The following is a 21,407-nucleotide window of genomic DNA, read 5'->3' as shown; positions in this document are numbered from 1 at the left end:
CATCCATGCTCGGATAGCCTATACTCTTTGGTGTATGACCCGATTGAAGCGGCTGCGTGCTGTTGACGCCGAAGGGGGTGCGCGACGGTGCAATCGAAGGGTCTCGAGCGGCGCATGTGCCCTCGGCGACCCGACCGGGCAAGCGGGCTGGGCGCGCTCCCCCTGCCACCGAGCGCGATGATGCATGATCTCCTGGTGAGGAGCCGTAGTATGCGCATTCGTCTCAAGCTCATCGCCCTGGCCGTCGTCGTCTTGCTGGCGTTGACGACGGTGCTGGGCGCCACCTGGTGGGCCTGGCAGCGGGCCGCCTCGCTCGACGAGTCGAAGGAGCAGTTGCTCGAACTCGCGCTCGAACTGACCGGTCTCGAACGCGAGGCCCGTCTCTTCATCGACCAACTCGATCCGGCCTCCATCGATCGCTTCCAGGCGCGAGCGCAATCGCTCGTGCGTTTGCGTGCCGCGCTGCGCGCGCGGCTCGATCGGCAGGGGCTCGGAGGGGAGGTCCTGGAGCCCTTTACCGGCGCGTTCGACCAGGCCACCGACGCCTTCGAACGCCTGGTGGCGACCTACCGCGAGGTCGGGCTGGATCCACGCTCGGGGCTCTACGGCAGCCTGCGCGAGGCGGTGCATCAGGCCGAGGCGGCGGTCGAGGCGCTGGGGCGTGACGATCTGCTGGTCGGCATCCTCCAGCTCAGGCGCAACGAGAAAGACTTCATGCTGCGCGACGTGCGCGACTATGTCGCCCGTTTCGAGGACAACCATGCCCGGCTGCTCGCCGACCTGGGGGGCGCGGAGACGACGACCCGTGCCGCCCTGGAGCGTTACCGGCGTGATTTCCTCGCCCTGGTCGAGGGGCGCGAGCGGATCGGACTCGCGCCCGACGCCGGGCTGCGCGGTACCTTCGAGACGCGACTCGCCGAGAGCCAGAGTCGGCTCACCAGGGTCGTCGATGAGGTCGACGCGTTGCTGGGGGGGGCGCGTCAGCGCACCGCGCTCGCCCTGATCGGGCTGGTGACGACGGTCTCCGTGCTGGTGGTGGCGCTGGTGTTGGGACTGGCCCGCCAGCTCGATCGAGGCCTCGGGCACAGCGCCCGGGTGATGCAGCGGATTGCCGAACAGCGCGATCTCACCCAGACCATCGCCCTCGCCGGGCGTGACGAGCTGGCGCAGATGGGGCGTTATTTCGACGCCATGATCCAGCTGCTGCGCGAGTTGCTCCAGCAGGGCGGGGAGGCGAGCGCCGCGCTGCGCGGGGCGACCGCGACGCTCAGCGAGAGTTCGGCGAGCACCATCGCCGGGCTGCGCACCCAGCGCGCCGAGACCGAGCAGGTGGCCAGCGCGGTCACCGAGATGGCCGCCACCATCGAGGAGATCGCGCGCAATACCGACGCCACCGCGGAGCAGGCACGCGAGGCCAGCGGCAATGCCCAGGCCGGTCAGCGGGCGGTCGGTGAGACGGTGGCGCGGATCGAGGCGCTCACCGAGCGGCTCGCCGAGTCGGCGCGGATCGGTGCGACCCTGGTCGAGCACGCCGAGCAGGTCGACTCGGTGCTGGCGGTGATCGGCGCCATCGCCGAGCAGACCAATCTGCTCGCGCTCAACGCCGCGATCGAGGCGGCGCGCGCCGGCGAGGCCGGGCGCGGTTTCGCGGTGGTCGCCGACGAGGTGCGCGCGCTCGCCGATCGCACCCAGGGCTCGACCCGCGAGATCGGCGAGACGCTCGAACGGGTGCGTGCCGAGGCGCGCGCGATGATGGGCGAGATGGATGCCAGTCTGGAGCAGGGGCGAGGGAGCGTCGCCAAGGCCCGCGAGGCCGGTGAGCTGCTCGAACGCATCGCCGTGGAGATGGAGCGGATGCTCGACATGACCACCCAGATCGCCACCGCCGTGGAGCAGCAGAGTCAGGTCGGTCGCGCGCTCGATGCCAATCTGGTGACCATCCGCGACCTCACCGAGGAGACCGCCGCGCGCGCCGAGGACGACGCCCGCACCGCCGGGCAGGTCGCCGCCCAGGCCGAGGTCCTGGCGCGCAACATCGCGCGCTTCGAGACGTGAGGCGGCAGCGGTCAGCAGGCGGCAGCCGCCAGCCGCCAGCCGCCAGCCACTAGCCACCAGCCACCAGCCACCAGCCACCAGCCACCAGCCGCCAGCCACCAGCCGCCAGCCACTAGCCACCAGCCACCAGCCGCCGGTCGCCGGTCGCCGGTCGTCAGCCGCCAGCCGCCAGCCGCCAGCCGCCAGCCACCAGCCGCCAGCCGCCAGCCACCAGCCACCAGCCACCAGCCGCCGGTCGCCAGCCACCGGTCGCCGGCCGGACTATGCTAGCCACTGGCGGCTGATCGCTGGATGCTGGTGGCCGAGCGCGTTTTCGCCCCTGGGGTTGCCGGGTGCGTCGGTGTAGCATAGCGCGCTTTTCTCCGACGACTTTGAATCGAGCATGATGGATGATTTCGTACCCGGCCAGCGCTGGCTGAGCGAGACCCAGGGTGAACTGGGTCTGGGCATCGTCTCCACCGTTGACGCGCGTTGCGTGCAGATCGCCTTTCCTGCGGTGGGCGAGACGCGGCTCTATGCGCGCCAGAGCGCGCCCCTGGTCCGGGTCGAACTCGCCCCCGGTGAGCGGATCCGCGACCGTGCCGGGCGCGAGTTGGTGGTGGTCGATACCCGCACCCAGGGTGGACTGATCAACTATGTCTGCGAGGACTGTGAGGGGGCGCGCTGCGAGCTGCCCGAACTCGAACTCGACGACCGCCAGCGCTTCAACCGGCCGCAGCAGCGGCTGCTCGCCGGGCGCATCGACAGCGACCGCTGGTTCAGTCTGCGCTATCAGACCTGGCTGCGCGGACAGCGCGAGGCCGACTCCGAGGTATTCGGTCTGCTCGGCGCACGGGTCGCGCCGGTGCCGCACCAGCTCCATATCGCCGCCGAGGTCGCCGAGCGCGAGGCCCCGCGGGTGTTGCTCGCCGACGAGGTGGGGCTGGGCAAGACCATCGAGGCGGGCCTGATCCTGCACCGCATGTTGCTCACCGGGCGTGCGCGTCGGGTGCTGGTGGTGACCCCGGAGCCACTGCTCAACCAGTGGCTGGTGGAGATGCGTCGACGCTTCAACCTGCGCTTCGCGCTGTTCGACCGCGCGCGCTTCGACGCCATCGAGGAGGACAACCCCTTCCATGCCGAACAGCAGGTGCTCTGCAGCCTCGATCTGATCGCCGGGGAACCCGATGCCGCGCGTGCGGTGCTCGACGGGCAGTGGGACCTGCTGGTGGTCGACGAGGCCCACCACCTGACCTGGGACGAGGAAGACGCGAGCCTCGAGTACGAGCTGATCGCCGCGCTCGCCGAGATCACCCCCGCGGTGCTGCTGCTCACCGCCACCCCCGAGCAGCTCGGGCGGGCCGGGCACTTCGCGCGGCTGCGGCTGCTCGACCCGGCGCGCTTCCACGACTATGCCAGCTTCCAGGCCGAGGAGGCCGAGTACGCGCCGGTCGCCGAGCTGGCGGCGCGGTTGCTCGACGAGGCCCCGCTCGAGCCGGACCAGGCGGCGCTGCTCGCCGGGCTGGTCGGTGACACCGAAGGGGTCGATCGCGCCGAGCTGATCGAGCGTCTGGTCGACCGTCACGGCACCGGGCGGGTGCTGTTTCGCAACACCCGCGCGGCGATCGAAGGCTTCCCCGCGCGCGAGCTGATCCCGCACCCCCTGCCCGAGCCCCCGGCCTTCGCCGCGATCCCGGGCACCGGCGCGCGGCTCAACCCGGAGCGTGGCTTCGGGCCCGACTGGGAGACACACGACCCCAGGGTGGACTGGCTGATCGAGACCCTGCGCGCGCTGCGCCCGGCCAAGGTGTTGCTGATCTGCGCCGATGCCGCGACCGTGCTGACCCTGCGCGAGGCCCTGCAGCGACGCGCCGGGATCCATGCCGCGGTGTTCCACGAGGGCATGTCGATCGTCGAGCGTGATCGCGCCGCGGCCTATTTCGCCGCTGCCGACGAGGACGGCACCCAGCTGCTGATGTGTTCGGAGATCGGCAGCGAGGGGCGCAACTTCCAGTTCGTCCATCATCTGGTGCTGTTCGATCTGCCGCTCGAGCCCGATCTGCTCGAGCAGCGTATCGGTCGGCTCGATCGTATCGGTCAGACCGAGACCATCCGCATCCACGTCCCCTATCTCGCCGGCGGTCCGGGCGAGACCCTGTATCGCTGGTATGCCGAGGGGCTGGGTGCCTTCGAGCAGCCGCGACCGGCGGCCACCACGGTGTTCGAGTCGCTCTCCGATCAACTGCTCCAGGTCCTGCGCGACCCCGAGGACCTGCCGGCACTGATCGACGCGGCGCGCGCGCGCAGCACGGCGCTGGAGCAGGATCTGGCCGGTGGTCGCGATCGCCTGCTCGAGCTGCACTCGCACCGTCCCGAGCGCTCCGCCGCGCTGGTCGAGGCGATCGAGTCCGAGGACGGCGGTCGCGAGGTGGCCGACTACATCGGCCGCTTCTGGGATGCCTTCGGGGTCGAGTACGAGCCCGGCAGCGGTGGCTCGGTGATCGTGCGCCCGGGGCAGAAGATGCTCCAGGAGCACTTCCCCAGGCTCGACGCCGAGGGGCTGACCGCCACCTTCGATCGCACCGACGCGCTCGCCCACGAGGATCGCGAGTTTCTCACCTGGGAGCACCCGATGGTGCGCGAGGCGATGGAGCTGCTGTGCGACTCCGATCTCGGCACCTCGGCGGTGACGCTGATGCGCGACTCGCGCTTCGAGCGCACCACCATGCTGCTCGAGGTGCTCTATGTCGCCGAGTGCGTGGCGCCGCGCGAGTTCGATGTCGGGCGCTTCCTGCCGCCGACCCCGTTGCGCCTGCTGATCGACCCCGAGGGCAATGATCTGGCCGATACGCTCGCCCACGACACCCTCGTCGGCGAGTGTCTCACCCGCAACATCAAGCTCGCGCGCTCGGTGATCAAGTCGCAGACCCCGAGACTGGCGGCGATGCTGCTGCGCGCCGAGACGCTGGCCCAGCAGGCGTGCGAGCGTCTCGAGGTGGCGGCGCGGGCGCGGATGCGCGAGGGTCTCGATGGCGAACTGGCGCGGCTTGCCGCGCTCGCCGAGGTCAACCCCAATGTGCGTGCCGATGAGCTCGAGGGGCTGGCGGCGCGGCGCGCGCAGCTCGAGCGCTATCTCGGCAAGACCCACCTGCGACTCGACGCGGTGCGGGTGGTGGTGATCGCCTAGAAGCCGATACCGATGCCGCCGCCGACCCCGTGGAAGCCGCCACTGCCGATGCCGATACTGATCCAGGGACGGGTCACCGGCCGGCTGGCGGGGCGCTGCGCGTCGGCTGTCGGCCAGAGTTGTAGCGATGCCTGATCGAGCCGTGGCGGGTCGTCCGTGACCAGGGTGACCCGTCCGGTGGCGGTGAGCGTCTGCCCCGGACGATATTCGGCCGGATCGAGGAACCCCGGTCGACGGATCAGGAAGTGCCCGCGCGCGGGGAGGCTGGTGCGTGGACGACCGCAATCGTCGAGCGGGTGGGCCTCGACCATCAGCTCGGTGGTGGTGGCGAGGTTGCGGGTGCTGAGCAACACGCCGCCCCAGCTTACCACCGTGCCCTGATCGCTGGCGCGTGCCGTCTGTGGGGCGAGCGCGGTGTCGCCGACGGGGTGATGACAGTGCTCGGGCGTCCCGGCGCAACCCTGTAGCAGCAAGCTCCCGAGCAAGAGCCCCGCAGATCTCCCGAGGCGCATCACCACGGACCGTACCAAGGGCCTCGCCAGGGGCCGTACCAAGGGTAGGGCGCATAGACCCCGGCGGGATAGCGCGGCACCGGGATCGGCTCCGGCCACAGGTGCGACTGCTCGACCGCGACCACCGGGTAGCGATAGGGATAGTCGCCGACCGGGCGGGTACGGGGCGGCAGCAGGATGCCGACGACGGTCAGGGTGCGCTCCTCGGGATAGCCTGCAGGGTCGACGAAGCCCGGGAACTCGGCGAGGAAGCGTCCCTGGCCGGGGGTGTCCGGGTTGGGTTCGCCGCTGCTGTCGAGTGCTCGGGCGAGCAGCTCGATGGTCGTGTGCTCCGCGTGGTTGTGCACCGCGAGGATGGTGCCGCCCCAGCGGACCCGCTCGCCGAGATGGGCCGTCGGGGCCTGCTGTGCCGCGGCCGGGGTGGTGGCCACCCCGGTGGCGTGGCGGATGGCCTCGGGCACACCGCTGGCGCAGCCGGCGAGCCATAGCGGCAGGCCGAGCGCGAGGATGGCGCCGAGCCGGCGGGCCGGTTCAGCCCGCCTTGGCTTCGCGGTAGGTGTCGAGTTCATCGGCGGAGAGCCTGCGTGCCTCGTCCTCGAGCATCACCGGGATGTCGTCGCGGATCGGGTAGGCGAGCTGGGCCGAGACCGAGATCAGCTCGTTGCGCGCCTTGTCGAAGATGAGTGGACCCTTGGTCACCGGGCATACCAGGATATCGAGCAGTTTCTTGTCGAGCATTCTGTTCTCCTCAGCAATGGATGGGGGCTGGCCGCGCCGCTGCCCCAGGTTGGGCTGAGTTTACCCGCCCGACGGTTGCGCTGGCGAGCGCGCCGGGCGGACGGGGACGAGCGTCGCGAGGGCGTGATCGGGTTGCAGGGGGCGACTGGCGGGTCGCCAGCTACCAGCCACCAGCCACCAGTCGCCAGTCGCCAGCTACCAGCCACCAGTCGCCAGTCGCCAGTCGCCAGTCGCCAGCCGCCAGCTACCAGCTACCAGCCACCAGTCGCCAGCCACCAGTCACCAGCCGCCAGCCACCAGCCGCCAGTCGCCAGCCACCAGTCGCCAGTCGCCAGTCGCCAGTGGGTAGGCGCTCTCGACAGCAGCACGGCGTGCCATCAGCCGTCGCGCACGTCCTTGACGTCCGTGCTTGAGGACAGGCGGCCACCGGCCGGCTGATCGCTGGCAACCTGAACACCTCTTTGCGTTCTTTGCGGCTTGGCGGTTCAATCTTCTGGCCGCTGGCCGCTGGCCGCTGGCCGCTGGCCGCTGGCCGCTGGCCGCTGGCCGCTGGCCGCTGGCCGCTGGCGGTGGAGATCGCGCCCGGCGTCGTCTTAGAATGCCTCTCCAATGTGTTCGTCCCGGGACTTCGGGTGTCGGGGCGGCCCCTGCAACCACTGGGATCCTCCGCATCGCCCATGTCCATGCCATCGCTTGCCCGTTGTCGGGGGCGCTGTCTGCTGCGCCTGCTCGTCGCCGTCATCGCCCTGGTCGCCATCCTCGGTTCACTGTGGCGGCTGCATGCGGCCAGCGCCGGGGTCGAGATCAGCACCCAGCGCATCGACGGGGTGCCGCTGACCCTGTACCGGCCCGCCGGGGTCGAGCGCGCCCCGGCGGTGGTGATCGCCCACGGCTTCGCCGGCTCGCAGCGGATGATGCAGCCCTATGCCCTGACCCTGGCGCGTAACGGCTACGTCGCCGTCACCTTCGACTTCGCCGGTCACGGGCGCAACCCGGCGCCCTTCGTCGCCTCGCTCGAGGATCAGCAGCGGCGTCTCGCGATCCTCACCGCGGGGCTCACCCCGGCGGTGGCGCTCGCCCTCGAACACGCCGACCCGAGCGGGCGGGTGGCGCTGCTCGGTCATTCGATGGCCGGTGACGTGCTCGCGCGCCATGCCGCGGCCCACCCCGAGACGGTGGTGGCTAGCGTGCTGCTCTCGCCCTATCTCTCGCCCGAGACCGAGGTGGCGCCGATCCGCAACCTGTTGCTGGTCTACGGCGCGCTCGAACCCGAGATGCTCCACGCGCAGGGACTCGAGCGGCTTGCGGCGGTGCTCGACACCGAGGTGGCGCCGGGCGAGGTCCACGGCGCGCCGGAGACGGGCGACGGGCGCGGGCTGATGTTGGTCGAGGGCGCCGAGCACATCGGTGTGCTCTATGCCGAGGGAGGCCAGCGCCTGGCGCTCGACTGGCTCGATCGCAGCTTCGGCCATGTCAGCCAGGGCGGTGTCGATCGGCGCGGCGGCGCGCTGGCGCTGCTCTTTCTCGGGCTGGTGGCGCTCGCCTGGCCGCTGGCGGCGCTGCTGCCGCGTGCGGCCGCGACGCCGCGCGGCGCCGGGCTCGGCTGGCGGCGGCTGTGGCCGGTTGCGGTGGCCCCCGCGATCCTGACCCCGCTGCTGCTGTGGCCGCTGCCCACCGGCTGGCTGCCGATCCTGCTCGGTGATTATCTGTCGCTGCACTTCGGGCTCTACGGGCTGCTCACCCTGGCCGGGTTGTGGTGGGTGCGTCGGCGCGGCGGGTGCGGCGAGACGCCCGCGTTGCCGCCGGTCGACTGGTCGCGGCTGGCGTTGGCCACGCTCGCGGTGATGCTCTACTTCGGGGTGGCGCTGACCCTGCCGGTCGATCGCTTCGTCACCACCCTGGTGCCCGACGCCCACCGTCTGCCGCTGGTGCTGGCGATCCTCTGTGGCACCGCGCTCTATTTCGCTGCCGACGAGTGGGTGACCCGGGGACAGGGCGCCGGGCGCGGCGCCTATGCCGCGACCAAACTGCTGTTTCTGCTGTCGCTGGCGCTGGCCGTGGCGCTCAACCTCGCCGAGCTGTTCTTCCTGGTGATCATCATCCCGGCGATCCTGGTCTTCTTCCTGGTCTACGGGCTACTGAGCGGCTGGGTCTATCGTCGCGTCAACCATCCGCTCGCCGGCGCCCTGGCCAACGCCCTGGCCTTTGCCTCGGCGGTGGCGGTGACCTTCCCGGTCGTGGGGTGAGGGGGCAGCCACCAGCCACCAGCCATCAGCCATCAGCCATCAGCCACCAGCCACCAGCCACCAGCCGCCAGCCGCCAGCCATCAGCCGCCAGCCGCCAGTCATCAGCCGTCGCGCAGGTGTCTGGCGAGGGGAGGCCGCCACTGGTGGCTGACCGCTGGAGGCTCTTCCCCCCTTTGCGCCCTTGGCGCCTTTGTGGTTCAAACTTTCGCTGGCCGCTGGCCGCTGGCCGCTGGCCGCTGGCCGCTGGCCGCTGTTACGCGCTTCGCACCTCGGTCGCTCTGGATGTAGACTGACCGAACGCCGGCGGACAGGATGATGAGCCGCGATCCCACACAAACGCGGCCACGCCGGTTGTCTGTTCACGACAACGATCGCGCTTACCACCAATCGAGCCGGAGGAGCATGGCCATGGTCGCGTTTGCCCAACTGCATGCCCAGAACCACAAGATCATCGAGCTCTCGAACGTCTTTCTGTATCTGGTGCGAGAGCGTTCGATGTGTGACACCGAGGTCGCCTGCGATCTCTTCTTCGATCTCACCACGCGCATCCGCGAGCATATGGAGCTGGTCGATCGCGAACTCTGCGGTCGGCTCATCGCCCGCCCCGAGCAGCAGGTGAAGAACACCGCCAACCGCTTCCTCTCGGGCTCGATCGAGATCAAGCGCATCTTCGCCGCCTATGTGAAGCAATGGTGTTCGCAGCAGCGTCACAGCCTCACCATCGGCGATCACGCCGCCTTCCTCCAGGACACCGAGCAGATGATGGCGCTGGTGATGGACCGTATCCAACGCGAGACCGAGCACCTCTATCCGCTGATCCGTCAGGTCCAGGGCAACGACAAGGAAGTGGCCTGAGCCAACCGACTCAGGCCACCGCGCCGGCTTCATGCAGCGCGGCGATCCAGTCGCGCTGGCGTCGCCGCGCGGCCTGCTCGCCGAGCTGCGCGCGCAGCCGTTCGCGGACCGCGTCGAGCGGGATCGTCTCGGCCGGGTGGATACGCTCGCAGCGCAGCAGGTGCAGGCCCAGCGGGCTCTCGACCACGGTGCTGATCTCACCGCGGGCGAGCGCGAACAGCGCGGCGTCGAGTGCGGGGTAGAGCTGGCCGGCGGTCAGGGTGCCGAGCCGACCCTCCTCGAGCGCGGTCGGGCACTCCGAGTGACGCTTGGCGAGCGCGCCGAAGGCATCCGGGTCGGCGGTGAGCCGCTCGGCCAGCGCCGCGATGCGCGCGCGCGCGGTCTCGGGGCGGTTCTCCGCGTAATCGGGGTTGATGGTGATGAGCAGGTGGCGGGCCTCGCGACGCTCGGGCTGGACGAAGCGCTCGCGGTGGCGCTGATAGAAGGCGGCCAACTCGTCCTCGCTCGGTGCCGGGGCCTGGGCGCCGATGCGACGCAGCACGGCGTCGAAGCGCAGCTCGCGCTCCAGGGCGCGGCGCAGCGCGGCGACATCCAGTCCGCCATCGGCGAGCGCCGCCTCGAAGGCGACCTCATCCTCGTAGCGCTCGAGCAGCTCGGCAAGGCTCGCGTCGAGCTGTTGGTCGGTGATCTGCGTGGCCGCCGCCTCGGCGGTGGCGAGCACCAGTGCCTCGAGCTGCTGACTGCGCTCGGCCAGACGCTCGGCCTCGGCGCGCTGGACGGCGTCGAGCTGGGTCGGTGGACACTGGAAGCGACTGGCCGAGGCGCGGATCAGGTGGTAGGGGTCGATGCGCGCCTTCATCCGGCCTCCTGGGGTTCGGGTTGGTCTTCGGGTTGGTCCAGCGCCGACTCGGGCACCAGCAGCGGCGTACGCCCGGCGAACAACACCTGATAGCACACCCCCTGCGGGTGATCGCGCTCGACCCGCAGCACCTCGCCGACCTCCCCGGGCTCGACCAGTACCTCGCCGCGCAGCGCCAGTCGGCGGGCGGCGGCGACCCGCTCGCGCGCCTCGAAGCGGCTCGGGGTCCAGGGCGCGTCGGCCGCCTGCAGCTCCTCCTCGCGACAGCCGACCACGCGGCCCTCTTCGATGAAGTGCACCGCGTAGATGATCTGGTCCTGGAGGAAGGTACCGACGTCACGCACGTGGCCGACGGCGCCGCGACGTACCAGCAGATCGCCGCGCGCGCCCTCGGGGAAGGTGCCGTCGTTGCGCAGGTTGCGGATCACCCGCACCGCATCGCCGAACTCAAAGTTGGGGCGCATGGCCACCTCCCGCCGGGTCGAGTTGGAGATCGACCCGCACGCCGCTGCGCGGCCCGTGCAGATGGAAGACCCGGAACACCCGCTCGGTGCGCGCGTCGGACGCGACGAAGTCGTGATAGGCGCGGGTGAGCAGCTCGGCGCGCCGCCGGTGACGAGCCTCGGCCTGTTCGGGCAGGGGCTCGGCGTCGGCCAGATAGTCGTGGAAGCGCTGCAGGATGTGCAGCCGGTTGACCCGGACCACGGCCGGGTCGTAGTCGATCTCAAAGTGCTCGAGGAAGTCCTCGGCGCTGACCAGGTCGTGCAGGTCGCTGTCGTCGTTCATCGGCGGCTCCGGTTCAGGCGGTGTGGGCGGTTGCAGTGGGCAGTTCGCAGAGGAAGCGCTGCAGGTCGGCGGCGACCGGGGCGCGCTTGGTCGCGGTGACGAAGCGCCGCACCAGCGGCAGCAGTCGCTCGGCCTGATCGAGTCCGACCTCCTGGTGCAGCAGCTCGGCATAGGCCTGGCGCACCGCCTGGCGGCCCGAGTGCTTGCCGAGCACCAGGCGGTGATGGCGCCCGAGTTCGGCCGGGTCGATGCCCTGGTAGTTGAGCGGGTCCTTGAGCAGGCCGTCGACGTGGATCCCGGCCTCGTGGGTGAAGGCACCGTCGCCGACCAGGCTCTTGTGCCAGGCCACCGGGCGTCCCGAGGCCTGGGCGACCAGGGTCGAGACCTGCTCGAAGGCGTGCAGGTCGACCCCGGGGTCGATCCCCTGGGTGTGTCTGAGTCCCATCACCACCTCCTCCAGCGCGGCGTTGCCGGCGCGCTCGCCGAGTCCGTGCACCGTGGTGTTGAGGTGGGTCGCCCCGGCACGGGCCGCGGCCAGGGTGTTGGCGGTAGCCAGCCCGAGGTCGTCGTGGGCGTGCATCTCGATCTCCAGGTCGCAGGCGGCACGCAGCGTGGCGATGCGTGAATAGACGCCGAAGGGCTCCATCAAGCCGACGGTGTCGGCGAAGCGGATGCGGCGCGCACCGGCTGCCTGGGCGACCTCGGCGGCGCGGGCGAGGAACTCGGGATCGGCGCGCGAGGCATCCTCGGCGCCGACGCAGACCTCCAGCCCGAGCGCGCGCGCCTCGGGCACGCAGCGCGCGATCTGGCGCAGCGCCCAGTCGCGATCACGGCCGAGCTTGCACGCCAGCTGCTGGTCGGAGAGCGGGATCGAGAGGTCGACGAGATCGGCGTCGAGCCCGGCGCAGCGGGCGATGTCGTCCGCGCGCATCCGGCACCACAGCATCAGCCGCGCGGCAAGCCCGAGTCGGGCGATGGCCTGGATCGCGTCACGCTCGTCGGCGCCCATCGCCGGGATGCCGATCTCGAGCTCGGGGACGCCGAGGGCGTCGAGCGCGCGGGCGATGGCGAGCTTCTCGGCGAGCGAGAAGGCGACCCCGGCCGACTGCTCGCCGTCGCGCAGGGTGGTGTCGTTGATGGTGATCGGGCGGACTGAATCCTTCATCTGTGGGCTCCGTACAGCACTTGACGAGACTTGTTAGCAAAGGAAGTGCCAGCGTCTTCGATGACGTGGGTTCAGCGGGTTGCGCGCCAGGAGACCGGGGCGTTGCAGGGTTTGCGACAGGGTGGAGAGGGCGGGCGTGTCGCAGAGCCGCCGCGTCGCGGCACCGGCATGGTGCGCCGGTGCCGCGCGTCGGGTCAGGCGTAGGCCGGCGAGAAGCCGGGCGTGTGTGCGTCGCCGAGCGGACCGTCCTCGCCCCAGTAGGGCGAGAGTCGGCGCAGCTGTTCGATCACCGGGACGAGGGTGTCCACCGCGCGATCGATCTCGGCGGCGCTGTTGTAGCGTGAGAGCGAGAAACGGATGGTGCCGTGGGCGGCGGTGAGCGGGATGCCCATGGCGCGCATCACGTGCGAGGGCTCGAGCGAGCCCGAGCTGCAGGCCGAGCCGCTGGAGGCGGCGATGCCGTGACGGTTGAGCAACAGCAGGATCGACTCGCCCTCGATGAACTCGAAGGCGATGTTGCTGGTGTTGGGCAGACGGTTGTCGGGATCGCCGGTGACGAAGCAGTGGGGCACGGCGGTGAGGATGCCGCGCTCGAGCCGGTCGCGCAGCGCGCGCACCGTGGTGCGCTCATGCTCGAGCGCGGCGCCGGCCAGCTCGCAGGCGAGCCCGAGCCCGACGATGCCGGCGCTGTTCTCGGTGCCGGCGCGGCGACCGCGTTCCTGGTGACCGCCGCGCAGCAGCGGTCGGAAGCGGGTGTTGCGACGCACGTAGAGCACGCCGACGCCCTTGGCGGCGTGGAGCTTGTGCCCGGAGAGCGAGAGCATGTCGATGGCGCTGTCGGCGAGCGCGATCGGCAGCTTGCCCACCGCCTGCACCGCGTCGGTGTGGAACATCACGCCCGCCGCGCGCGCCATCTCGGCCATCTCCTCGACCGGGAACAGGGTGCCGGTCTCGTTGTTGGCCCACATCACCGAGACGATGGCGACCCGCTCGGTGAGCAGCGCGCGATAGGCATCGAGATCGAGTCGCCCGTAGCCGTCGACGCCGAGACGATGGATCACATAACCCTCCTTGGCGAGCTGGTCGCACAGGCTCAGCACCGCCGGGTGTTCGACCTCGGTGGTGATGATCTCGCGCCGCTCGGGCTGGGCGCGCAGCGCCGAGAGGATGGCGGTGGCGTCGGACTCGGTGCCGCAGGAGGTGAAGATGATCTCGGAGTCGTGCGTCGCGCCGAGCAGGGCGGCGACCTGGGCGCGTGCGGTGCGCAGCGCGCGCCCGACGCGATCGCCGTAGCGATGGATCGAGGAGGGGTTGCCGAACTGCTCGGTGAAGAAGGGCAGCATCGCCTCCACCACCTCGGGGGCGACCATGGTGGTGGCGTTGTTGTCGAGATAGATGCCGGGGGTCTGTTCGCTCATCGGTGGCTCCTCGCTGCGGATGGGGATGGGTGGCGATCGCGTCGCGCCGTGGGACGTCAGCAGGCGATCTGCTGGGGCGCGGCGGGGATCACCCGCAGCGGTTCGCCGAGCTCGGCGCTGAGCCGCTCCTGGATGCCGGAGAGGGTGAGCGAGGCCATCTGACAGCCGGCGCAGGCGCCCTTGAGGCTGACATAGACCGTGCGGCCGTCGACGTCGACCAGTTCGAGGTCGCCGTGGTCGCGCTGCAGCTCGGGGCGCAGGGTGTCGATCAGCCGCTCGATGCGGCGGATGCGCTGCAGGGTGTTGACGCGGGGCGCGGCGGGTTGCGGGGGTTCGGGGGCGCGCGGTGCCTGGACCGCCACGGCGGTGGGATTGACCCGGGCGATGATCTCCTCGATCTCCTCGTGACAGGCCGAGCAGCCGCCGCCGGCCTTGGTGTAATGGGTGACGGCGGTCACCGAGTCGAGCCCGTTGGCGCGTACCGTCTCCTCGATCATCCCGGCGTCGACCCCGAAGCACTTGCACACCAGCGCGCCCTCGGCGTGGTCGTCGTCCTCCCAGCGCTCGCCGCGATAGTTGGCGATCGCCGCCTGCAGCGCCTCACGCCCCATCACCGAGCAGTGCATCTTCTCGGCGGGCAGGCCGCCGAGGACATCGGCGATGTCCTGGTTGGTCACCGTCAGCGCCTGATCCAGGGTCATGCCCTTGATGATCTCGGTCAGCGCCGAACTCGAGGCGATCGCCGAGCCGCAGCCGAAGGTCTGGAAACCGGCCTCGAGGATCACCTCGCGCTCGGGATCGACCCGGAGCGAGAGCCGCAGGGCGTCGCCGCAGGCGAGCGAGCCGACCTCACCGACGCCGTTGGCGTCCTGGACCGGGCCGGCGTTGCGAGGGTTGAAGAAGTGGTCCTGGACCTGCTCGGAATAGTCCCACATGGATTGCTCTCCCGTATCATTTGGCTGGGGCCGGCGCGTGCTGCCCGGGGCTTGTCGAGTCAAAAAGCAAGCTCCGCGCCAGTCTTTGAAGAAGGCCGGAGGGCGCGGGTTGAGCGGGCTGCGACACGGTTGCATGAGGCGGGTTGTCGGGTCCTGGACAAGTGGTGCGCGCCCCGGTGGTGGCAAACCCGACAGCAGCGTCTCAACCGAGCAGCGCCTCGTAGGCATGCCGCAGCAGGTCGAGTTCGACCGGGGGGAGGGCGCTCGCCTGGGTCAGCGCGATGAAGCGCGCGCCCTGGGCGCCGACCTCGGCGATGGGTGGGTCGTGGTCGACGAAGCGGGCGAGGAAGACCGGCGCGGTGGTCTCGTCGACGGCGAGCTGGACCGGGAAGCGCAGGGTGATGGCCAGCGCGCCCTGGGCCAGCGCCAGCTCGCGCTCGAGCGCGCGCAGCAGCGCGCCGGGGTGGACGACGACCTGAGGCGTCGTCCCCGACTCGATGATCCGGCTCCCCGGCGGCAGCGGCCCGGGGGCGCAGATACCGCCATGGCCGAGACGCAGGAAGCGCGTTCGGGCACTGACCGGGTGTTGGTGATAGAGGATGAGGTGGGGATCGCTCATGGCACGGCCCTCCTGGATGGCTCGGGGTGATCCGTGCGGTATTGCACGGGGCGTGCCGGGACCAGCGAGCAGGCGCCAGCCGTCAGTCGCCAGCGACCAGCCGTCAGCCGTCAGCCGTCAGCCGTCAGCGATCAGCCACCAGTCGCCAGTCGTCAGCGACCAGCCGCCAGCGACCAGCCACTAGCGACCAGCCGTCAGCCGCCAGCCACCGGCCGCCAGCCGTCAGCCACCAGTCGCGGCCTGTCCTAGAGCGTTGACGCCGAGAACGCTCGCTGACCGGTGCCGACAGTTGATGGGACGTCACGCCGTCGTCGCGGCCGCACACTCACGGATGGCCGGGCGCTTGAATCCCTTTGCGGTCTTTGCGGCTTGGCGGTTCAATCTTCTGGCCGCTGGCCGCTGGCCGCTGGCCGCTGGCCGCTGGCCGCTGGCCGCGCATCATCCCCGCGACGGCCGTCCGCTCATGCTAGGATTTCGCCGCCGGGCGGGGGTCGTCCGGGGCGGCGGTCCGGCCTGGTCCGCGCGCGGCTTGATTTGAGGCAGGCAGTCGAGACGATCATATCTATGGAATCCATCCCAGCGCGCCCCGGTGCCGCGACCGCGCCGGGCGACATCCGTCGTGTCGCCACCGCGATCCGGCGACGGGTGCTCGAACACACCCTCGAGAACAACGGCGGCTATCTCAGCCAGGCCTGTTCCTCGGCCGAGATTCTCGCCACCCTCTATCTCGGGGTGATGCGGCTCGGGCCGAGCACGGCCCCGCCCACCCCGCGGCCCTTCGCCGGGGTGCCCGGTGCGGACAATCCGCACGCCTTCACCGGCGCCGACTACAACGGCGCGCCCGCGCCCGAGCTCGATCGCTTCATCTTCTCCCCGGTGCACTATGCGCTGGTGCTCTACTCGCTGTTGATCGAACTCGGTCGACTGGGGCCGGATGCGCTCGATGCGTTCAACCGCGACGGCAGCACCGTCGAGCTGATCGGTGCCGAGCACTCGCCGGGTCACGAGGTCACCGCCGGGTCGCTGGGTCAGGCGTTGAGTCAGGCCGGCGGGATCGCGCTGGCGCGTCGGCTGCGCGGCGACACCGGGCGGGTGTGGGTGTTCATGTCCGACGGCGAGTTCCAGGAGGGACAGACCTGGGAGGCCTTCGCCGCGCTGGCGCATCACCGGCTCGGCAACATCGGGGTCTATGTCGACGCCAACGCCCAGCAGTGCGACGGCCCGATGGACACGGTGATGACCACCGAGCCGCTGGCCGCGCGGCTGCGCGCCTTCGGCGCCGAGGTGCGCGAGGTCGACGGTCACGACCCCGTGGCGCTGGCCGAGGCCGGGGAGGGGGTCGGGGAGGACGGCGTCCCGCGGGTGGTGATCGCCCGCACCGATCCCTGTCGCGGCATCGACCGGTTGCGCGAGCGCTGGCCCAAGCTCCACTACGTGCGCTTCAAGAACGAGGCGGAGTTCAATCTGTATCGCGGCCTGCTCGCGGGCCTGTCCGAGGGGGATGCCTGATGGAGATCGTGCAGCGGCCGCACCGCGACAACCTGGTGCGCTGGGCCGAGCAGCGGCCCGAGGTGCTGGTGCTCTCGGCCGACCTGACCAGCTCGTGCGAGGCCGACGGCTTCCGCGACGCCTATCCCGAGCGCTTCTTCTCGATGGGCATGGCCGAGCAGAACATGATGGGCTTCGCCGCCGGGTTGGCGCGCGAGGGCTTCTTCCCCTATGTCCACACCTTCGCGGTCTTCGTCTCGCGCCGCCCCTTCGACCAGGTGGCGATGTCGATCGCCTACCCGAATCTGCCGGTGCGACTGATCGGCTTCCTGCCGGGGATCACCACCCCGGGCGGTGTCACCCACCAGGCGGTCGACGACATCGGGCTGATGCGCCTGCTGCCGAACATGACGGTGCTCGAGTGCGGGGACGCCACCGAGGTCGAGCAGGTGCTCGACCTCGCCCAGGCGGTGCCGGGGCCGGTCTATGTGCGCATGCTGCGCGGCGAGGTGCCGCGGCTGTTCGACCCCGCCGAGCCGATGGTGCTGGGGCGGGCGCGGCTGCTCGGCGAGGGCGAGGACCTGATCGTGCTCTCCTCCGGGATCTGCACCGAGGAGGCGCTGCGCGCCACCGGCGCGTTGCGCGCCCACGGGCTCTCGGTCGGTCATCTGCACGTCTCCACCCTCAAGCCGTTCGACGACCCCCGGGTGCGCGCGGCGCTCGCCAGCGCCCGGCTCGGGGTCATCACCCTGGAGAACCACAGCATCGTCGGCGGGCTCGGCTCGGCGGTGGCCGAGCTCATGGCCGAGCGCGGCATCGGCGCCCGGCTGATCCGTCTCGGGCTGCGCGACACCTATGCCCACGGCGCCAGTCGTCAGTACCTGATGCGCGAGTACGGGCTCGACGCCATGGCCCTGGTGCGCGCCGCCGAGCGGCTGGTCGGTGAGCCGCTGGGCATCGACGAGGACGCACTCGCCGCGGTGCGCCTGGAGACCATGGGGCGCGCCGAGCGGACCGAGGACCTCTGAGGTCGTGGCGCCCGTGCTCGAGACCGCGCGGCTGCGGCTGCGTCAGTGGCACGGGCGCGACCTCGCCCCCTTCGCCGCGCTCAACGCCGATCCCCGGGTGATGGCCTGGCTGCCGCGTCCGCTCAGTCGCGCCGAGAGCGCGGCCATGGCGGCGCGCTGCCGGCGCTTGATCGCCGTCCAGGGCTGGGGCTTCTGGGCCGTGGAGACGCGCGCCGAGGGTGCTTTTCTCGGGCTCGTCGGGCTGCATCGCTGTGGCGCCGAGCTGCCCTTCGCACCCGCCGTCGAGATCGGCTGGCGTCTGGCCCGTCACGCCTGGGGCCAGGGCTATGCCGGCGAGGCGGCGCGCGCGGCGCTGGGCTTCGGCTTCACGCGTCTCGGGCTCGACGAGATCGTCGCCTTCACCAGTCTCCACAACCAGCGCTCGCTGGCGCTGATGGCGCGTCTCGGCATGCGCGCCGATCCCCAACCCTTCGAGCACCCGGCGCTGCCGCCGGGACACCGCCTGCGCGCGCACCGGCTGTGTCGTCTGGCGCGCGCCGACTGGCGCGACACGGCGGCGTCCGACCCGGCGCGCGACCATCGGGGCGGGATCGGCTAGTCTATGGCCCTCGATCGTCACCGGACCCCATCGTCATGCAGGACAGCACCCGGCTCGCGCTGAGCGGCGAGCGACTGACCGCCACCTATCACCTGCGCGCGAGCGCCGCCGAGGCCGAGGCGCGCGCGCGGGCGATCTGCGTCGAGCAGACCGTCGAGTTCCCCCCCGAGCTGATCGCCGAGACCGCGATCCATGATCAGGTCATCGGTGAGGTGCGCGCGCTGCGCCCGCTCGCGCCGGGGCGCTTCGAGCTGGTGGTGGCCTATCCGGTGGAAGCGGCGGGGGCCGAGCTGACCCAGCTGATCAATCTGCTGTTCGGCAACATCAGCATCCAGCCCGGGGTGCGGCTGGTCGATCTCGAGTTGCCGCCGGGGCTCGCCGCCGGTTATCGCGGTCCGCGCTTCGGGCGCGAGGGGCTGCGTGCCTGTTGCGGCGATCCGGCGCGCCCGCTGCTCTGCACCGCGCTCAAGCCGATGGGGCGCTCGCCCGCCGAGCTGGCCGAGCTGGCCTACCGGCTGGCGCGCGGCGGCATCGACCTGATCAAGGACGACCACGGGCTCACCGATCAGTCCTTCTGTCGCTTCGAGCCCCGGGTGCGGCTGTGCGCCGAGGCGGTGGCCCGCGCCAACCGCGAGTGCGGCGGTCACACCCGCTATCTGCCCAATGTCACCGCCCCGGCCGGCGAGCTGAGGGCGCGCGCGCAGCTGGCGCGTGCGGTCGGTGCCGGCGGGTTGCTGGTCTGTCCCGGGCTGGTCGGGTTCGATGCCATGCGCGCGCTGGCCGATGACGACACCCTGGGGCTGCCGATCCTCGCCCATCCCGCCTTCCAGGGCGCGCACTGCGCCAACCCCGACGGCGGGCTCGCCCACGGCGTGCTCTATGGCCTGTTCAACCGGCTGGCCGGGGCCGATGCGACCATCTTCCCGAGCTGGGGCGGGCGTTTCGCCTATACCGCGGAGGAATGTCGTGCGCTGGTCGCCGGTGCCAGCCGTCCCTTCGCCGGGCTGCGCCCGATCCTCCCGGTCCCGGCCGGCGGGATGCGGCTCGATCGGGTCGGCGAACTACTCGAATTCTATGGTCGCGACGCCATTCTCTTGATCGGGGGCGATCTGCATCGCGGAGACCTGAGCGCCAACTGCGCCAGGTTCGTCGCCGCCGCGACGGCCTGAGGCCGGTGCCGGGGACGGGCACGACGACCATGCACGAGGGAACGGAGACCCACCGCCGTCCGCTCCGTTGTCGTCATCCGGCGTGCGCCCCTGCGCATGCCCTGCCCGGAGGTGATTGCCCGTGATACGCTGGTTCCCGAGCCGGTCGACTCGAACACATCCGCTGCTCGGTCGGCGCGCCCTGGTCTTCGCCCTGGCCAGCGCCCTCTGTCTGACGCTGGCGCTGGGCATCGTCTACGGGCGCGAACCGGTCTATCGCGCCACCGCTTCGGTGCTCACGGTCAAGCCCAAGGCGGTCGATACACCGAGCGCCACCGCCGATCCCGAACACGTGATGATCCAGCGTCGGCTGCTGCTCGGCGAGTCGCTGCTCGGTCGGCTCGCCATCGATCTGGCCGAGGCCGGGCTGGCGGTCGATGTGGCGGCGCTGCGCACGCGGCTCGCCGTCGAGCCGATCCCCGAGACCAACCTGCTCGAACTGCGCGCCGAGGGCGGTGACCCGGAGCGTTTGGCGGCGATCGTCAATCACTGGGTGCGGGCCTACGAACGGCTGCGCGCCGAGCAGGTCTCGGCCAGCGCCGGGCGCACCACCACCGAGCTCGAAGAGGAACAGGCGCGGCTGGAGCGGCGCATCGAGTCGGCGCGCGCCGAACTCGAGACCTTCGCCGCCGAGCACGACATCGTCGGCATCGAGCGCGCCGAGAGTCGCGCGCTCGCCGAGCTCGAGGATCTCAACGACGCACTCGGCAAGGCGCGCAACCGCGAGGTCGAGGCACTCGCCCGGCTGCGTGCGCTCGACGAGGCGGTGGCGCGCGGCGAGCGACTGATTCCGCGCGAGCAGCAGAACGACATCGCCCGGCTGCAACGCTATGTCGAGCGTGGCCGCGAGCGGCTCGATCAGCTCTATGCCCGCTACACCCAGGCCTATATCGATCGCGACCCGGCGTTGCGCGATCTGCCCGGCGAGCAGGCCGCGCTCGAGCAGTCGTTGGAGCGTGCGCTGCTGGTCGCGCGCATCACCGTCCGCGACGAGGCCCGTCAGGAGCTGGAGGCGGCACGCGAGACCGTCGCCCTGCTCGAGGACGATCTCGATCGTCAGCAGCGCGCGGTGCAGACCTTCTCGCGCCACTTCGCCACCTTCGAGGGGCTGCGCGAGGGACTCGACGGGCTCGAGACGCGTTTTGCCGAGAACGCCCAGCGACTCGCCGAGATCGCGCTGCGCGACTTCGAGCAGTATCCGCCGATCCAGGTGGTCGAGTGGGCCTATACGCCGAGCGCGCCGATTCGCCCCGACTATGCCCGCGATCTGCCGATCGCACTCGCCGCCGCGCTCCTCGCCGCGCTCTTCCTGACCTGGCTGACCGACTATCTCGGCGAGCGCTCCACGGCGCCGCGGGTCTCCTATCTCGGGGTGCGCATCGAGCGTGGCGAGGACGGTGACGGGGTGCGCCTGGTCGAATCCGCAGCGCCGGCGCCCGAGGACGGTGCCGGGCAGTCGGCGACGCTCGAGGCGCCGCGCGCGCGCGCGGCGGTGATCGACCTGCCGCGGTTGCCACGGCTGCTCGAGCCGGCCGAGATCGAGCTGCTGTTGCGTGATGTCGATACCGAGGTGCGTGGTCACTGCGCGCTCTTGCTCTCGGGGGTCACCCCGGCGGAGCTGATGCTGCTCGATCGCGACTGCTTCGACCCGGTCGCGGGCACGCTCTCGGTGCCGGGCGCGGGGCGGCGCGAGCTGGCGCTCGCGCCCGGGGCCTGGGGCCGGCTCAGAT

The 21,407-nt window shown here is 71.1% G+C and carries 19 protein-coding genes; 9 read left to right on the top strand and 10 right to left on the bottom strand.

Going from position 1 to position 21,407, the window contains the following annotated elements; all coding sequences use genetic code 11:
• Positions 1-210: 210 nt before the first annotated feature.
• On the top strand, positions 211-2,055 hold the full coding sequence (locus EBL85_RS03815; RefSeq protein ID WP_123142211.1) for a methyl-accepting chemotaxis protein: 1,845 nt from the start codon (positions 211-213) through the stop codon (positions 2,053-2,055).
• 385 nt (positions 2,056-2,440) lie between these two features.
• Positions 2,441-5,221 (top strand): RNA polymerase-associated protein RapA, encoded by a 2,781-nt coding sequence (rapA, locus tag EBL85_RS03805; protein ID WP_223806054.1) that lies wholly within the window; start codon positions 2,441-2,443, stop codon positions 5,219-5,221.
• Here the strand turns inward: rapA and EBL85_RS03800 are convergent.
• The 3 genes from EBL85_RS03800 to EBL85_RS03790 are packed head-to-tail and all read right to left on the bottom strand — an operon-like array spanning position 5,218 to position 6,471.
• Complete coding sequence (locus tag EBL85_RS03800) at positions 5,218-5,706, bottom strand: Slp family lipoprotein (protein WP_165913454.1); 489 nt, start codon at positions 5,704-5,706, stop codon at positions 5,218-5,220. The genes rapA and EBL85_RS03800 overlap by 4 nt on opposite strands.
• Positions 5,707-5,732: 26 nt before the next feature.
• Complete coding sequence (locus EBL85_RS03795; protein ID WP_123140112.1) at positions 5,733-6,302, bottom strand: Slp family lipoprotein; 570 nt, start codon at positions 6,300-6,302, stop codon at positions 5,733-5,735.
• Positions 6,265-6,471, bottom strand: coding sequence for a Trm112 family protein (locus EBL85_RS03790; protein WP_005222694.1), 207 nt, complete (start codon positions 6,469-6,471; stop codon positions 6,265-6,267). Before EBL85_RS03790 ends, EBL85_RS03795 begins: the two co-directional genes overlap by 38 nt.
• A gap of 677 nt (positions 6,472-7,148) precedes the next feature.
• Between EBL85_RS03790 and EBL85_RS03785 the strand changes: the two genes are divergently transcribed.
• Positions 7,149-8,717, top strand: a complete 1,569-nt coding sequence (locus tag EBL85_RS03785; protein ID WP_223806053.1) for an alpha/beta hydrolase — start codon at positions 7,149-7,151, stop codon at positions 8,715-8,717.
• Positions 8,718-9,126: 409 nt separating this feature from the next.
• Positions 9,127-9,573: a hypothetical protein gene (locus EBL85_RS03775; RefSeq protein ID WP_123140177.1), complete on the top strand. Its 447-nt coding sequence runs from the start codon at positions 9,127-9,129 to the stop codon at positions 9,571-9,573.
• Positions 9,574-9,583: 10 nt separating this feature from the next.
• Here EBL85_RS03775 and nifM read toward each other — a convergent pair whose 3' ends face one another.
• The 7 genes from nifM to EBL85_RS03740 form a co-directional block, all read right to left on the bottom strand.
• Positions 9,584-10,432 carry a nitrogen fixation protein NifM gene (nifM, locus tag EBL85_RS03770; protein ID WP_123142207.1) on the bottom strand — a complete coding sequence of 283 codons (849 nt, stop codon included), beginning with the start codon at positions 10,430-10,432 and terminating at the stop codon, positions 9,584-9,586.
• Entirely contained in the window at positions 10,429-10,896 is a 468-nt protein-coding gene (locus EBL85_RS03765) for a nitrogen fixation protein NifZ (RefSeq protein ID WP_123140114.1), read from the bottom strand. The genes nifM and EBL85_RS03765 overlap by 4 nt, the downstream gene beginning before the upstream one ends.
• Positions 10,880-11,218 (bottom strand): nitrogenase-stabilizing/protective protein NifW, encoded by a 339-nt coding sequence (gene nifW, locus EBL85_RS03760; RefSeq protein WP_123142206.1) that lies wholly within the window; start codon positions 11,216-11,218, stop codon positions 10,880-10,882. Before nifW ends, EBL85_RS03765 begins: the two co-directional genes overlap by 17 nt.
• Before the next feature lie 13 nt (positions 11,219-11,231).
• A complete protein-coding gene (nifV, locus tag EBL85_RS03755) occupies positions 11,232-12,383 on the bottom strand; it encodes a homocitrate synthase (RefSeq protein ID WP_123140116.1) in 1,152 nt (383 codons plus the stop codon).
• Between the two features lie 194 nt (positions 12,384-12,577).
• Complete coding sequence (nifS, locus tag EBL85_RS03750; protein WP_123142205.1) at positions 12,578-13,801, bottom strand: cysteine desulfurase NifS; 1,224 nt, start codon at positions 13,799-13,801, stop codon at positions 12,578-12,580.
• Between the two features lie 56 nt (positions 13,802-13,857).
• On the bottom strand, positions 13,858-14,736 hold the full coding sequence (gene nifU / locus EBL85_RS03745) for a Fe-S cluster assembly protein NifU (RefSeq protein WP_062277399.1): 879 nt from the start codon (positions 14,734-14,736) through the stop codon (positions 13,858-13,860).
• Positions 14,737-14,938: 202 nt separating this feature from the next.
• Complete coding sequence (locus EBL85_RS03740; RefSeq protein WP_123140118.1) at positions 14,939-15,355, bottom strand: hypothetical protein; 417 nt, start codon at positions 15,353-15,355, stop codon at positions 14,939-14,941.
• Positions 15,356-15,919: 564 nt separating this feature from the next.
• On the opposite strand from EBL85_RS03740, the gene EBL85_RS03735 reads away from it, so the two are divergent.
• The 5 genes from EBL85_RS03735 to EBL85_RS03715 all read left to right on the top strand — a co-directional run.
• A complete protein-coding gene (locus EBL85_RS03735; RefSeq protein WP_123142204.1) occupies positions 15,920-16,864 on the top strand; it encodes a transketolase in 945 nt (314 codons plus the stop codon).
• Positions 16,864-17,871, top strand: coding sequence for a transketolase family protein (locus EBL85_RS03730; protein WP_190287900.1), 1,008 nt, complete (start codon positions 16,864-16,866; stop codon positions 17,869-17,871). The genes EBL85_RS03735 and EBL85_RS03730 overlap by 1 nt, the downstream gene beginning before the upstream one ends.
• Before the next feature lie 4 nt (positions 17,872-17,875).
• Complete coding sequence (locus EBL85_RS03725) at positions 17,876-18,469, top strand: GNAT family N-acetyltransferase (RefSeq protein WP_123140120.1); 594 nt, start codon at positions 17,876-17,878, stop codon at positions 18,467-18,469.
• 35 nt (positions 18,470-18,504) lie between these two features.
• On the top strand, positions 18,505-19,638 hold the full coding sequence (locus tag EBL85_RS03720; protein ID WP_123142203.1) for a RuBisCO large subunit C-terminal-like domain-containing protein: 1,134 nt from the start codon (positions 18,505-18,507) through the stop codon (positions 19,636-19,638).
• Positions 19,639-19,759: 121 nt separating this feature from the next.
• Positions 19,760-21,407 (top strand): hypothetical protein (locus EBL85_RS03715; RefSeq protein WP_123142202.1); only part of this gene is annotated, 1,648 nt, incomplete at its 3' end.

It is taken from the genome of Marichromatium sp. AB32, from assembly GCF_003718675.1.
Classification (GTDB): Bacteria; Pseudomonadota; Gammaproteobacteria; order Chromatiales; family Chromatiaceae; genus Marichromatium; species Marichromatium gracile.
The sequence above is the reverse complement of the archived record's forward strand: the minus strand, read 5'-3'. Positions and strand labels throughout refer to the sequence as shown.